Source organism: Pandoraea anhela (genome assembly GCF_902459655.1).
Classification (GTDB): Bacteria; Pseudomonadota; Gammaproteobacteria; order Burkholderiales; family Burkholderiaceae; genus Pandoraea; species Pandoraea anhela.
In genome coordinates this window covers 56,959-70,512 of sequence record NZ_CABPSB010000008.1, presented here as the reverse complement: position 1 = coordinate 70,512, position 13,554 = coordinate 56,959, and the positions used below count along the sequence as shown (strand labels likewise).

Here is a 13,554-nt window from a genome sequence, read left to right as displayed (position 1 = left end):
TCACTTCTCCCTGCGTTGCGCCGTCGACGACGCGCATTGCCTAAACCTGCCGCGGCGCCGTCGCAACGCCGTCATTGTCGTATTGACAGCATAACGCGGGCACGGCGAGAACCGTGCCCCGTTGATTACAAAGTCCGTGGCGTGGCCACACCGAGGTCCGTCGCCATGTTGAGCAACGATTCCCAGATCGGCGGCGTCAGATCGACATGATCGTGATGCTTCTTGCGATTCTCCGCCTCGTACTCGCCCGGGTATTGCACCCGGTCGAAGCCCGGTTGCGGCGGGCACGACGTCAGATAATCGATGAACGCTTCCACCTCGTGCGAGCGCCACGTCGCCGCGAAGTCGACCTGCGGATTGAGAACGATGGCGAACATGTTGTTCGTCGCCACCCCGGCACGCGGATGCTCGGGTTGAATCGTGCCGCCGCCAGACAGCACACCGGCGAGCAACTCCGTCACGATACCCAGCGCGTAGCCCTTATGTCCGCCGAACGGCAGCAGCGCACCGAACGGCTCGGTGAAGAGCGCATTCGGATCCGTGCTCGGATTGCCGTAGCCGTCGATCAGCGATCCGGGCGGCGCCTGCTTGCCCTCCGCCGCCAGCACGCGCGCCTTGTTGATCGCGATGGCGCTGGTGGCCATGTCGACCACCAGCGGCGGACGATTGTTCGGCAGCGGCCCGGCAAAGCACAGTGGGTTGGTCGTCAGACGCGGCTCGCTGCCGCCGAACGGCGCGACCATTGGCTGACGGTTCGTCACGTTCGTGAACGCCATGAACACCAGCCCCTGATGCGCCGCCATCTCGCCGTACTGCCCCATGCGCCCCAGATGGTGACTGTTGCGTAGCGTGAGAATCGCCACCCCCTTATCGAAGGCTCTCGCAATCGCGTGCTCGACCACGAACTTGCCCACGTGCTGACCGAACCCGCGATTGCCTTCATACAGCAACAGGTTGCCGTGGTCGGTGAGCACGGTCGGGCGGCCGCTCGGATTGACCTGCCCGTCCTCCAGCACCTTGCGGTACGTCGGCAGAATCGACAGGCCGTGACTGGCATAGCCGACGCGATCCGACTCGACGAGGTGTTGCGCGACGTCGAGCGCGATGTCGTCGGGCACGCCTTGCGCGAGTAACAGTTGCTTGCCGAAATCGACGGCATCTTTCAGGGGAATTCGCATTGTGACTCCTTGTTCAGCGCACGCGTGATTACAGCCAGCCCAGCCAGCGCCAGTACGTTGCGGCGAAAACGAGCAGCAAGGCGTAACCGATGACCGTCACCACGATCCCGACACGCGCGAACTGCTTCGCGGTGAACGTGTCGGTTCCCAGACAGACCATGTTTTGCGGTGCATTGATCGGCAAGATAAAGCCGAAGCTGACGGTAAAGCCCAGCAGCATCGTCATGCCAAGACGGTTGAAATCGCCCGGCAAGGTTTGCAGCACCGCGATCAGAATCGGCAGCATGGCCGAGGTCAGCGCGGTAGCGCTGGCGAAACCAAGGTGAATGAGAATGAGGAATGCCGCCAGAATCGCGAAGATCCACAATGTCGGCAGCGAATCGAGCCCGGTTGCTGCAACGACGTGGTTGCCGAGCCACTGGCCCGCCTGAGTCGTCAGCAATGCGGTGCCGAGGCTGATCCCCACACCGAACACGATCACGGTGCCCCAGGGAATGCGCGACTGCACGTCCTTCCACGTCATCACGCCAAAGCGCGGGAGCATCAGCACGACGAGACCGACATAGGTGACCGACGTCGTATCGAAGCGATGCAGCTTGCCTTCCGTCGCCCAGAACAGCAGCAGTCCGATCGACACTGCGAGCAAACGTTTCTGGGCGCTCGTCATCGGCCCCATCTCGCGCAACTGCGCTTCCACCGCTTCTTTGCCGCCGGCGATGGCGTCGGCCTCGGGCGGCATCATCTTGAGCACCAGCACCACGAGAATCACCGACATGATGACGGCCCACGGCGCCCCCGCGACCAGCCACTCTGCCCACGTGATGCGGTCGCCGAGCATCTTGTCCATGAAGCCCACGGTCAGCAGGTTCTGCGCGGCGGCCGTCTGAATGCCGACGTTCCAGATACTGGTCGCCTGCGCCACGATGATCATGACGCCGGCCGCGATGTTCGAGCGCTTGTCCACGCCGAACGCAGCGATCACGCCCATCATGATCGGCACCACACAGGCGCTTCGGGCCGTGGCGCTGGGAACGACGAGCGACAGAAGAATAGTGACGGCGACCGCACCGATCATCACGCGGCGCGTGCTGGTGCCGATCTTCGAGAGCGTGACGAGCGCGATGCGCCGGTCGAGCCCGGTGAGCGTCATGGCCGCCGCGATGAACAACGCGCCGGCGACGAGCGCAAGCGCAGAGTTCGAGAAGCCCGCGAGCGCCATGCTGATGGCGCGCGACGTTCCGTACTCGACGCCGGGATCTTGCACGGTGGGCGCGGTGCCCACGAGGAATGCCATCAACGACGTGATGATGATGGCGCTCGCTTCGTACGACACGGCTTCGGTAATCCACACGACCACGGCGAAGGCGAGAATCGCCAGCATGCGGTGGCCCGCGACCGGCAGGTCGTCGGGCATGGGAATCAGGAGCACGGCAATCATCACGATCACACCGGCGATCAGACCGATGGGAATCGCTTTCTTCTGGGGGGGGCTTTGCACAGACACGTCAGGCGTGCTCATAAGGGGGCTCCAGAACGGAATGGCATGCCGGCAGCCGGCATGCCTTGAGGAAATGCCACGCTTGAACTGCGGAATAATCCTAACCGCATTGAACTTCGCGAGGCAAGCACGAGGCAAAGGCATGCACCGCGGGCTTTGGGGTCCGAACGATGCATGGATGCGATGCGCACGAGTGCGGGGCAGAAATCACGAAGCGCCACCACTCGTACGTCATTCGCACGAGGTGTCGAAAGCCGGTCAACGTGGCGGTGAATGGCGCATGCGCGGCGGTGCGTCGGCAACATTGGGGGCAAGCGGACACACGGTGTGCAACGACTGCGCCGAAGGTGCGCGTTGCAGCGAGTGCACTCACTGTACCTAGTGCGTTGAGCGCATTGAGTGTGCTGAATGCGCCGCTGCGCAGTCGGTTGCCGACATACCGTGAAGACGGGAACGTTTAGAAGTGCAGTCCGAAGTATTCCGGCGCCCCGGCGAAGAGCTGGGTGCTCAGTACGGGATGCGTGAGTGCACGATGCCACACGGTCTGATACAACCCCGTGAGTCCGGCGCGCGGCCCGGTGACCATGCCGTCCGCCCCCATCGTCAGCCCGGCGTTGCCCAACGTTCCGCTCAGCGTCCGACCGCTGACGATGACCGGATCTGCTGCCCACGCCCCCGCTTGCGCAAACACATCGCGCCATGGCGCGGGCGCCGCACCGACGAGTGCGGGCGGGGGTGAGCCGGGAGGCGCGTAGGCCGACGCCCGGGCCGCACGCTTCGCGCGTGCGGCCCGCGACGGCCGGACGCCATGACCCGCACTGGCGGCGGTGGGCTTCGTCGCCACCGGCGCACCGGTTTGACTCGCGGTACCCGGGGCGTTGGCGGCATGTGCCGATGCCGCCAACCAGAAGCCACACAACAACGCCAGCGCCGACGTGGCGCCCATCAGAGGGGTAAGCGACTTCGTCATGACATCCTCGTGTGCCGGCGGTGATTCCCGCCTGTCCTGATGAGAACAGAGCAAATTTCGGACCACGAGGGACAACCTGTTGATTTTTATGCACTTCCAATTCCGCCATTCGCGTGAAGTCCGAAAAATTTCCGAGAAGTGTTTCATTTCAGAAACATTCGGCAGCCGCGATCGATCATCGGCGTCACGCGCGCAAAAGCCTTGTGGGCCGGTGCACACGCGCGCCGGTGAAGCACCGATCGACTTTCGACACCCTCGATTGTCGGCTTGCGTTTTGCCTGGCGCATTGACGTGGATCAATGAAAGTGCACGACCGTGCGCAAACCCCGATTGACGGGCACCGGACCTTATGGCGCATCCATCGCTCGGTGAAACGGCAGATGAGCATCGGATCGGTGCTGGACAGGCGCGGGACAGGCGTGGGACAGGCGCGGGACAGGCGGTGTGCGGCATGCGGCGAAGACCGATCCGGACATCGGACGTCTCCGAAAAGCGGGGGCTCGTCCGATGTAAGGCGCTTGTCTCTGGCACAATCGCTCAACGCTAGCAGCACAGGGCATCGACACGCAGGTCGCGACAGTTCGCACCCGTGCGATGCGCCAAATGACAAAAGGAGTCAGCAATGTCCCAGTTCGATGTGGATCTGTTCGTCATCGGTGCCGGTTCGGGGGGTGTGCGCGCCGCGCGCGTCGCCGCGCAGTATGGCGCCCGGGTAAAAGTGGCCGAGGAGTTTCGCGTCGGCGGCACGTGCGTCATTCGCGGATGCGTGCCGAAGAAGCTGCTCGTGTACGCAAGCCGCTTTGCCGACGAGTTCGAAGACGCCGCCGGTTTCGGGTGGCAGGTCCCCTCGCCCACGTTCGACTGGAAAACGCTGATTGCCCGCAAGGACAGTGAGATCGCGCGACTCGAAGGCATTTACACGACCAATCTGGAACGCGCAGGCGCGGAACTCGTCGCCGCGCGCGCTGTGGTGGAAGGCCCGCATACGGTCGTGCTGCCCGCCACCGGCGAGCGCATCACGGCACGCCACATTCTGATCGCCACCGGCGGTCGCCCGGCCGATCAACCGCACTTCGTCGGGCGCGAGCACGCCATTTCCTCCAATGAGGTGTTCCATCTCGAAGCGCTGCCCGAGCGCATCACGATCATCGGCGGCGGCTATATCGCATTGGAGTTTGCCGGCGTGTTTGCCGGACTGGGATCGAAGGTCACGCTCGTGCATCGCGGCCCGCATCTGCTGCGCGGTTTCGACGAAGAAGTTCGCACGTCGCTCGAATCGGCTTACCGCGAACGAGGCATCGAGATCGTGCTCGAACGCACCATCGAGCGTGCGGAGAAAATCGGGGAGCGTCTGCGCATCACCCTCTCGGACGGCAGCGCACACGATGCCGATGTGCTGCTCAGCGCTGCGGGGCGCATACCCTACACACAAGGGCTCGGGCTGGCTGCCAGCGGTGTGGCGCTCAACGATAAGGGCGCGGTGATCGTGGACGAGTTCTCACGCACGAACGTGCCGTCGATTTTCGCGGTCGGCGATGTCACCGATCGCGTGAACCTCACACCGATGGCGATTCGCGAAGGTCAGGCGTTTGCCGATACGGTATTCGGTGAGCGTCCCACACGCGTCGATCACAAGCTGATTCCGACGGCCGTATTCAGCACCCCGGAGATCGGCGTCGTAGGGCTGACGGAAAGCGAAGCCCGTGCGCAGTATGCGCAGCTCAAGGTGTTCAAGGCGTCGTTCCGTCCGCTCAAGGCGACACTGTCGGGCCGGCAGGAGAAGATTCTGATGAAGTTGCTGGTGGATGGCGCAACCGACAAAATCGTCGGTGCGCACATGGTGGGGGATCACGCAGGCGAGCAGGTGCAGTTGCTCGGTGTAGCGCTCTCGATGGGCGCCACGAAGGCCGACTTCGACCGCACGCTGGCCGTGCATCCGACCGCCGCCGAAGAATGGGTGACGATGCGCACGCCGGTCGCCTGAGTTGCCGTCAGAGGCTCTGGTACCACACGCCGAAAATCGCGATCGGCGTGAGCACGAGCAGTAGCAAACGCCACAGGGGGATGAACCACTGCGCGCGGGAACCTTCGAGCACGGTGCGCGCTTCGGGCCAGATGCGCGCACCGACGAAGACCGCGATGCACAAACCGCCGGCGGGCATCAGCAAATTGACGGTAACGTAGTCCATCAGATCGAAAATCGTCCGGTCGAAAATTCGCACATCCGACCAGATGCCGAAGGACAACGCGGCAGGCGCGCCGAAGAGGAACGTCGCGACGAGCACCGCAACGACTGCCCGACCACGGCGCCACCGGTACTCGTCGATGAGAAATGCCGTGACGGGCTCGAACAGCGAGACCGCCGACGTGATCGCCGCGAAAAGCAGCAACGTGAAGAACGCGATGGCGATAGCATGACCGAACGGCATCTGCGCGAAGATCGCCGGCATGGTGATGAACGTCAGCCCGGGGCCTGCGTCGGGGGCGACGCCGAAAGCAAAAACGGCAGGAAGAATCATCAGTCCGGCAAGGCAACACGCCAGCGTGGCGAGCGTCGCGACCCAGACGGCGGAGCCTGCGAGCCGGGCGTCTTTAGGCAGATAGGAGCCATAAACCACGATCATGCCCGCGCCCAGGGACAGCGAGAAAAACGCCAGTCCAAGCGCCTGAAGCAACGTAGCGCCGGAGATTGCCGAAAAATCCGGCGTGAGAAACCAGGCGACGCCGGCCATCGCCCCCGGCAGCGTGAGCGCCCGGAAGATCACCAGCAGCATGAGAAAAAACAGGGCAGGCATGAGCCACTTGCCGGCGCGCTCGATGCCCTTCTGCACGCCAGCGGCCACGATGAGCGCCGTGAGTCCGAGAAAGACGCCCATGCTGGCGAGCGACGCGACCGGATCTGCGGTGAATGCGGAGAACTCGCCGACCAGACGCGCCGTGTCATTCTCCAGCACGGAGCCGGTGATAGCGCGCAACAGATACGTCACCGTCCAGCCGCCCACGACGACGTAGAACGACAGGATGGCAAAAGCGTTGAATGTCGCCACGCGACCGACCCATGCCCAGCCGCGTCCGCTCAATGTGCGCAGTGCCGTCGTGATCGATTGGCCCGTCAGGCGGCCGACGGTCATCTCTGCGAGCAGCAATGCGACGCCCAGCGTCAGGACACATCCCAGATAGACGGCGAGAAACGCGCCGCCGCCGTGTTGACCGACCACGTACGGGAACTTCCACACTGCACCGAGCCCGACCGCGGAGCCGGCAGCGGCCAGAACGAACCCCAATCGCGATCCCCAGGTGGCACGCCTGAGGTCGCCGGGCGCCTCCGATGCGGCAGCGGGGGCGGCTGGGGTAATGGGTAAATGGGACACGTGTCTCCTCCGGAAACGGACCTGCACGCCGCACGGCATGGCATCCGTAGGGGCGCGACACGTCACTTGTTCATGGAATGGCGTCAGGCAGATTACTGGGGCGGCACGGTATCGACAGCAGGTCGATACGGCTCACAAGCGCCAGCGCCCGACATCACAAGGGTGGCCGAAGAGTCTACGCGGGAAAAGGTGCTTATCGCTTTAGGAAAGCACCCAAAATGCCGGCATTCGCCGAGAACAGCGCGCCAATGGCGGCTGACACAGGGGGGATCGACCACGCATCGAGCACGCACCGAGTACGCACCGACCACGCATCTCCAAGCGTCACCACGCGTCTTCACGTGGAGGCATGCCGCCGATGCACCGAAGTACGACTGGCCGACCGACGCGCGTCAGTGGCCGAGCGCCACCTCACCCGCCGACGCGGAACGTGTGCCGGGCTTCGGGGGATTGCTCTCACCACGATAGGCGAAGACGACGGAAAATTTCGTGGTATGGCCTTCGTTCCGACCTGCCGCATGGAACAGGCCGCTGTGGAACAGCACGACATCGCCCTGGGCGAGTTCGACCTGCTTGCCGCGTGCGACGAGCGGCTGATTGTCCGGTTCGTCCGGGCGCAGGAAGTCGAGAGAATCGAGTTGATGCGGCTTGAGTTGCTCGCGGTGCGAGCCCGGAATGAAGCGAAGCGCACCGTTATCGCGCGTTTCCGGCCCCAACGCGAGCCATACCGAGACGAGCGAGTTTTCGGGGAACGACCAATAGCGAATGTCCCGGTGCCAGCCGGTCGCCGTGCCGAAATGCGGATGCTTGGTCATCACGCAGTTGTGATGCGCCAGCGTAAGGACGACGTCTTCACCGAAAATCTGGGCGAGCGACTCGACGAGATCCGGGCGCGTGGCCCAACGGCGCAGCGCATCGCCGCGGTCATAGGCCTTGAGCAGACGCCGGACTGTCTGGCCCCCTTCCGCATCGCGCGACTGCGGCGCTCCCTCGTAGCCGACATCCGCTTCGAATTCGAGCGGTAGCGTTGCCGCCGCCAACTGCGCTCGCACGTCCGTCAGAATCGCCTCGCAGTCGGCCTGCGCGACGTAGCGCGGAAGGATCAGATAACCGTCGTTACGGAAGGTTTCGAGTTGCGTTGCGGTAAGCGCCATGATGGTCGGCGAAGCGGGCAGAAAGCTGGCTGTTAATCGGAACGGGACTTTTTTAAACTTTTTTGAGACTTTCGGATACGTCGGAAAATTCGCTAATGTCACCAACTGAATCGGGAGGCTGGCACATCGTGGCCGGGACGGAAGACAGGGCCGTCGCGGCAATGCCGCTCAGGCGGCGCGCTTACGTCGTCGGGGCGGTAATTCGGCGGCGGGTTTGCGTTCAGGCTTCGGCTCGGGCTGCGGCACGTCGGTGCCGGGCAAGGACGCCTGCGGATTGCCGGCGGGACGCGGCGTGTCGACGACGGTGCGCAAGCGATCGAGTTCTCGCGTGAGCTTCGCCAACTGGTACTCGAGCTGGCAGTTACGACGGTAAAGCGTGCGCATCTTCTGGCTGAGCGCCTGCGTCTGTGTCCAGTACTCCGGATACATGACGAAACGCCCGTCAGGGCGCTCGACGACGCCAAGCCCGCTCTGTCCCATCACGTCGATGGTTTCCAGCGCGTAGCGTCGAACTTTTTTTACCGTACCTGCCGCCATTTATTTTTTACAGTCCCAGCCTGAGAGAGTCAGGCGCGGCATTTTGCCACGAATTCGGTCAGACCGGGCGGCAAACCCGCGCCGGCGCCGAGATTTATTTTCGCCCACGGCCCCGCAGGACGGGGCTGTGGGCGAAATCCGGAAGCTTTGCGCCGAAATCCGCCCGCATCCCGCAAGCCGCATTAGCGCTTCGGCGTCTTCCCGGTATCGATGGACACAGGGTCGCTCGCGGGAAAGGTTTCCTCGAGCCCTTCGTCCAGACGTTTCGTCACTGAAGATTTCGTCGCAGGGGCACGCTTCGGCTTATCGATCTCGATGGACACAGGATCACTCGCCGGAAACGTCTCCTCGAGGGCCTCATCGAGGTCGCGCTCCACTTCGTCCTCCCGGTGAGGCTGCTGTGGACCGGGCTTGCGCGTGGGGGTATCGCTCATCAAGTCCTCCGCTAGGGGGTGGCCGCAGTTACACAACCGACACCCCTACTATACCGCGAGCTGCGTAGCTTCGCGCCAAACCCGCCGCGACCGGAGAACGAGCGTCGGCGGTGTCGGACACGATCCTGCACGATCAGCTCAGCTTCGGGCAACGGGGGTCAGCCGCGCGCGATAGCGCGCGAGCGCCTCACGCACCAGCGTGTGCATGTCGTCGCCAGCCGGCGTATCGGCAAGCGCCAGAATCTGGGCGCGCATGCGCGGATCCCAGAACTTGTGCAGATGCGTGGCCACTTCGCCCATCGCCTCCTCCCGATCGGGCAACGATTCGAAGAAGTCTGCAATGCGATTCGCCATCCGCACGAGATTATGACCGTCCATCGAAAATCTCCTGCCGCTTCATTGACTTCGCCTGGGTGCGACGCTCATGCCTGCGCATCGAGCGTCGCACCGCCGGTGTAGATGACACACTGCTCCGCCCGCACAAAGCCGACGAGCGTGACGCCCGCCGCCTGCGCCGTGCGCACCGCCAGCGCCGTAGCCGCGGAGACGGCTGCGACCATCGGAATGCCCACTTGCGCGGCCTTTTGCACGATTTCGACGCTCGCACGACTCGTCATGAGCACAAAGCCACCGTCGAACGCCCGCCCTTCGCGCGCCAAAGCGCCGATGAGCTTGTCGAGTGCGTTGTGACGGCCGACGTCCTCACGCAGAGAAAGGATCTCGCCCTGCGGGGAGCACCACGCCGCGCCGTGCACCGCACCCGTCACGCCGTTGAGCGGCTGACGCGCGGCCAATCCCGCGTGCGCGGCCGCCAGCGCGGCATGCCTCACGCGCAACGGCTCGCCGGCCGAGGGCAGCGGCCGCAGCACCTGATCGAGGCTTTCCGTGCCGCAAAGCCCGCAGCCGGTGCGCCCCGTCAGGTTGCGACGGCGCTCCTTGAGCCCCGCGAACGCCCGCGACGAGATGTCGAGATGCGCGGTAATGCCCAACGACGTGGCCGAGACATCGACGCCGTAACATTCGCGGCGATCATTCAGAATGCCCTCCGACAACGCGAAGCCCAACGCAAAATCTTCGATATCGGCCGGCGTCGCAAGCATCACCACATGAGAGATGCCGTTGAACTCCAGTGCGACGGGTACTTCTTCGGCCAATTCGTCGCTCGCTTGCTGCCAGCCGCCATGGCGAAATCGCCGCACGGCGAACGACGCCTGCGGCGACAGGCGCTCCGGGTCGATGGCCGCGGGCGCCACATCGCACACGGGCGCAGGCATCCCATCGACGCCGTCGACGGCGCCGCTCTCATGAGCTTGGCCAGTTTCGCGGATCACGCCGGTGTTATCCGCGCCGGCGGCTTCGCTGGTTTCGTCGACCGCGACAGCGCCGGGCTTTGCTGCCTTATCACGCACACCACCGGCACCTCCTGCATCGGCTGCATCGGCCTCACTCACATCCGCCAGTTCACGTAAAGGGTTGGACATCGTCTAACGCTGACTCCACTTCATTCCAGAATTCGCGCCCCTACTTCGCCGTGACAGGTTCGGCAGGATTGCGGGCCGCATCGAGCAGTTCGAGCTGCGTGCGGTTGAACGTCGAATATTTGGCTTGCCACGCCGAGGGCTGCGCCACCGGCAGCACCTGCACCGCCGTCACCTTGTACTCCGGACAGTTGGTCGCCCAGTCCGAGTTGTCCGTCGTGATGACGTTCGCCCCCGACTCGGGGAAGTGGAACGTCGTGTAGACGACGCCGGGCTGCATCCGCTCGCTGAGCACCGCGCGCAACACCGTCTCGCCCGCGCGGCTGCGAATCCCGACCCAATCGCCGTCGTTGATACCCCGCTCTTGCGCATCGTGCGGATGGATTTCGAGCCGGTCTTCGTCATGCCAGTGGACATTGTGCGTACGGCGCGTCTGCGCACCGACATTGTATTGCGAGAGGATGCGCCCCGTGGTGAGCAGCAGCGGGTAGCGCGGCGTGACCTTCTCGTCCGTCGGCACATAGCGCGTGATGATGAAGCGTCCCTTGCCGCGCACGAAGCCGTCGACGTGCATGATCGGCGTGCCGTCGGGCGCGTCGTCGTTGCACGGCCATTGCAGGCTGCCCGCCTCGTCGAGCCGCCGGTAGCTCACGCCACGGAACGTCGGCGTCAGGCGCGCGATCTCGTCCATGATCTGAGACGGATGCGAGTAAGGCATGTCATAACCGAGCCGCCTGGCCAGGGCGATCGTGACTTCCCAGTCCGCCATGCCGGGCAGCGGCGCCATGACGCGCCGCACGCGGGAGATGCGCCGCTCCGCGTTCGTGAACGTGCCGTCTTTTTCGAGGAAAGTAGTGCCCGGCAACAGCACATGCGCGTACTTGGCAGTCTCGTTCAGGAAGATATCCTGCACGACGATGCACTCCATCGCTTCCATCGCCGCCGCCACATGCTGCGTATTCGGGTCGGACTGAACGATGTCCTCGCCCTGGCAGTAAAGCCCCTTGAAGCTGCCATGAATCGCCGCGTCGAACATGTTCGGGATGCGCAGCCCCGGCTCGGCCTGCAACGTGACGCCCCAGGCGGCCTCGAATTCCTCGCGCACCAGCGTATCGGCTACGTGACGATAGCCCGGCAACTCGTGCGGGAACGACCCCATGTCGCAAGAGCCCTGAACGTTGTTCTGCCCGCGCAGCGGGTTCACGCCCACGCCTTCGCGCCCGACGTTGCCCGTCGCCATCGCCAGATTGGCGATGCCCATCACCGTCGTCGACCCCTGCGCATGCTCCGTGACGCCGAGTCCGTAATAGATCGCCGCATTGCCCCCCGTCGCGTAAAGCCGCGCCGCACCGCGAATCTGATCGGCAGGCACACCGGTCACGACGGACACCGCTTCCGGCGAGTTTTCCGGCAACGCCACGAAATCGCGCCACTGGGCGAACGCGCGGTCCTCGCAGCGCTCGGCGATGAACGCCTCGGCCAGCAGACCCTCGGTCACGATCACGTGCGCGAGGGCATTGACCATCGCCACGTTGGTGCCGGGACGCAGCGGCAGGTGGTACGCCGCCTTCACGTGCGGCCCGTCCACGATATCGATGCGCCGCGGATCGATCACGATCAGCTTCGCCCCTTCGCGCACACGGCGCTTGAGCCGCGAAGCGAACACGGGGTGCCCGTCGGTCGGGTTCGCCCCCATCACCAGAATGACGTCGGCATGCTCGATGGACTTGAACGTCTGCGTGCCGGCCGACTCGCCGAGCGTTTGCTTCAGGCCATAGCCGGTCGGCGAGTGGCAAACCCGGGCACAAGTGTCCACGTTGTTGTTGCCGAACGCGGCGCGCACGAGTTTCTGCACGAGATACGTCTCTTCGTTCGTGCAGCGCGACGACGTAATGCCACCGATGGCGTCGACGCCGTACTTCGCCTGAAGACGGCGAAACTCGGACGCGGCATAGTCCAGCGCCTCGTCCCACGACACCTCGCGCCACGGATCGGTGATCTTGCTCCGGATCATCGGCTTGGTGATGCGCTCCTTGTGCGTGGCATATCCCCAGGCGAAGCGCCCCTTGACGCAGGCGTGCCCTTCGTTGGCCTGACCGTCCTTGTACGGCGTCATGCGCACGACTTCGCCGCCTTTCATCTCGGCCTTGAACGCACAGCCGACGCCGCAATACGCGCAAGTCGTCACCACCGCATGCTCCGGCTGCCCCATCTCGATGACGCGCGTCTCCTGCAACGTCGCCGTCGGACACGCCGCAACGCACGCGCCGCACGACACGCACTCCGACGCCATGAACGGCTGATCCTGGCCGGCCGAGACACGCGCCTCGAAGCCGCGCCCCGAGATCGTGAGCGCGAAGGTGCCCTGCGTCTCTTCGCAAGCCCGCACGCAGCGATTGCAAACGATGCACTTCGACGGGTCGTACGTGAAGTAAGGATTCGATTCGTCCTTGACACTGTTGAGGTGGTTATCGCCGTCGAACCCGTAGCGCACTTCGCGCAGCCCTGTCACGCCCGCCATGTCCTGCAACTCGCAGTCGCCGTTAGCCGCGCAGGTCAGGCAATCGAGCGGGTGATCGGAGATGTAGAGTTCCATCACGTTGCGCCGCAGTTCCTGCAATTTCGGCGACTGCGTGCGCACCTTCATGCCCGGCTCGACCGGCGTCGTGCATGACGCGGGAAAGCCGCGCCGCCCCTCGATTTCGACGAGACAGAGCCGGCAGGAGCCGAACGGCTCGAGCGAGTCGGTGGCGCAGAGCTTGGGGATGTTGACGTCATTGCCCGCTGCGGCGCGCATGATCGACGTGCCGGCCGGCACCGTCACGCTTTGGCCGTCGATCTCCAGCGTGACGCCCACCTCGCTCATGCGCAGCGGCGTGCCCATGTCGGGGCCATGGCCCGGGGAAACTTGTGCGTTCGGATGGATCATCTGTT

11 protein-coding genes are annotated in these 13,554 nt (G+C 64.3%); 1 reads left to right on the top strand and 10 read right to left on the bottom strand.

The annotated features are described in order from the left end of the window. Positions 1 to 125: 125 nt before the first annotated feature. The 3 genes from PAN31108_RS13060 to PAN31108_RS13050 all read right to left on the bottom strand — a co-directional run bounded on the left by PAN31108_RS13060 (position 126) and on the right by PAN31108_RS13050 (position 3,646). On the bottom strand, positions 126 to 1,178 hold the full coding sequence (locus PAN31108_RS13060) for an Ldh family oxidoreductase (protein ID WP_150669289.1): 1,053 nt from the start codon (positions 1,176 to 1,178) through the stop codon (positions 126 to 128). Positions 1,179 to 1,206: 28 nt separating this feature from the next. Next, the gene (locus tag PAN31108_RS13055; protein WP_150669288.1) at positions 1,207 to 2,697 is read right to left on the bottom strand and encodes a DASS family sodium-coupled anion symporter; all 1,491 of its coding nucleotides are present in this window, start codon (positions 2,695 to 2,697) and stop codon (positions 1,207 to 1,209) included. A 436-nt stretch (positions 2,698 to 3,133) separates the two neighbouring features. Further along, positions 3,134 to 3,646, bottom strand: coding sequence for a hypothetical protein (locus PAN31108_RS13050; RefSeq protein ID WP_150669287.1), 513 nt, complete (start codon positions 3,644 to 3,646; stop codon positions 3,134 to 3,136). A gap of 622 nt (positions 3,647 to 4,268) precedes the next feature. Between PAN31108_RS13050 and gor the strand changes: the two genes are divergently transcribed. Further along, positions 4,269 to 5,630, top strand: coding sequence for a glutathione-disulfide reductase (gene gor, locus PAN31108_RS13045; RefSeq protein WP_150669286.1), 1,362 nt, complete (start codon positions 4,269 to 4,271; stop codon positions 5,628 to 5,630). A gap of 7 nt (positions 5,631 to 5,637) precedes the next feature. Here gor and PAN31108_RS13040 read toward each other — a convergent pair whose 3' ends face one another. From PAN31108_RS13040 to fdhF, 7 genes are all read right to left on the bottom strand, one after another. Next, positions 5,638 to 7,017 carry a sodium-dependent transporter gene (locus tag PAN31108_RS13040; protein ID WP_246183938.1) on the bottom strand — a complete coding sequence of 460 codons (1,380 nt, stop codon included), beginning with the start codon at positions 7,015 to 7,017 and terminating at the stop codon, positions 5,638 to 5,640. A gap of 392 nt (positions 7,018 to 7,409) precedes the next feature. Beyond that, on the bottom strand, positions 7,410 to 8,171 hold the full coding sequence (locus PAN31108_RS13035) for a phytanoyl-CoA dioxygenase family protein (protein WP_150669284.1): 762 nt from the start codon (positions 8,169 to 8,171) through the stop codon (positions 7,410 to 7,412). Positions 8,172 to 8,339: 168 nt separating this feature from the next. Next, positions 8,340 to 8,708, bottom strand: coding sequence for a hypothetical protein (locus tag PAN31108_RS13030; protein ID WP_150669283.1), 369 nt, complete (start codon positions 8,706 to 8,708; stop codon positions 8,340 to 8,342). Positions 8,709 to 8,890: 182 nt separating this feature from the next. Next, entirely contained in the window at positions 8,891 to 9,142 is a 252-nt protein-coding gene (locus PAN31108_RS13025; RefSeq protein WP_150669282.1) for a hypothetical protein, read from the bottom strand. Between the two features lie 138 nt (positions 9,143 to 9,280). Next, entirely contained in the window at positions 9,281 to 9,520 is a 240-nt protein-coding gene (locus tag PAN31108_RS13020; protein WP_150669281.1) for a formate dehydrogenase subunit delta, read from the bottom strand. Positions 9,521 to 9,564: 44 nt separating this feature from the next. Next, positions 9,565 to 10,623 carry a formate dehydrogenase accessory sulfurtransferase FdhD gene (fdhD, locus tag PAN31108_RS13015; RefSeq protein ID WP_246183937.1) on the bottom strand — a complete coding sequence of 353 codons (1,059 nt, stop codon included), beginning with the start codon at positions 10,621 to 10,623 and terminating at the stop codon, positions 9,565 to 9,567. Between the two features lie 40 nt (positions 10,624 to 10,663). Beyond that, entirely contained in the window at positions 10,664 to 13,549 is a 2,886-nt protein-coding gene (fdhF, locus tag PAN31108_RS13010; protein ID WP_150669280.1) for a formate dehydrogenase subunit alpha, read from the bottom strand. Positions 13,550 to 13,554: the final 5 nt, after the last annotated feature.

Coding starts and splice junctions, on each gene's coding strand:
- gor (WP_150669286.1), top strand. CDS start 4,269: ATGTCCCAGTTCGATGTGGATCTGTTCGTCATCGGTGCCGGTTCGGGG.
- PAN31108_RS13050 (WP_150669287.1), bottom strand. CDS start 3,646: ATGACGAAGTCGCTTACCCCTCTGATGGGCGCCACGTCGGCGCTGGCG.
- PAN31108_RS13025 (WP_150669282.1), bottom strand. CDS start 9,142: ATGAGCGATACCCCCACGCGCAAGCCCGGTCCACAGCAGCCTCACCGG.
- fdhF (WP_150669280.1), bottom strand. CDS start 13,549: ATGATCCATCCGAACGCACAAGTTTCCCCGGGCCATGGCCCCGACATG.
- PAN31108_RS13035 (WP_150669284.1), bottom strand. CDS start 8,171: ATGGCGCTTACCGCAACGCAACTCGAAACCTTCCGTAACGACGGTTAT.
- PAN31108_RS13020 (WP_150669281.1), bottom strand. CDS start 9,520: ATGGACGGTCATAATCTCGTGCGGATGGCGAATCGCATTGCAGACTTC.
- PAN31108_RS13060 (WP_150669289.1), bottom strand. CDS start 1,178: ATGCGAATTCCCCTGAAAGATGCCGTCGATTTCGGCAAGCAACTGTTA.
- fdhD (WP_246183937.1), bottom strand. CDS start 10,623: ATGTCCAACCCTTTACGTGAACTGGCGGATGTGAGTGAGGCCGATGCA.
- PAN31108_RS13030 (WP_150669283.1), bottom strand. CDS start 8,708: ATGGCGGCAGGTACGGTAAAAAAAGTTCGACGCTACGCGCTGGAAACC.
- PAN31108_RS13055 (WP_150669288.1), bottom strand. CDS start 2,697: ATGAGCACGCCTGACGTGTCTGTGCAAAGCCCCCCCCAGAAGAAAGCG.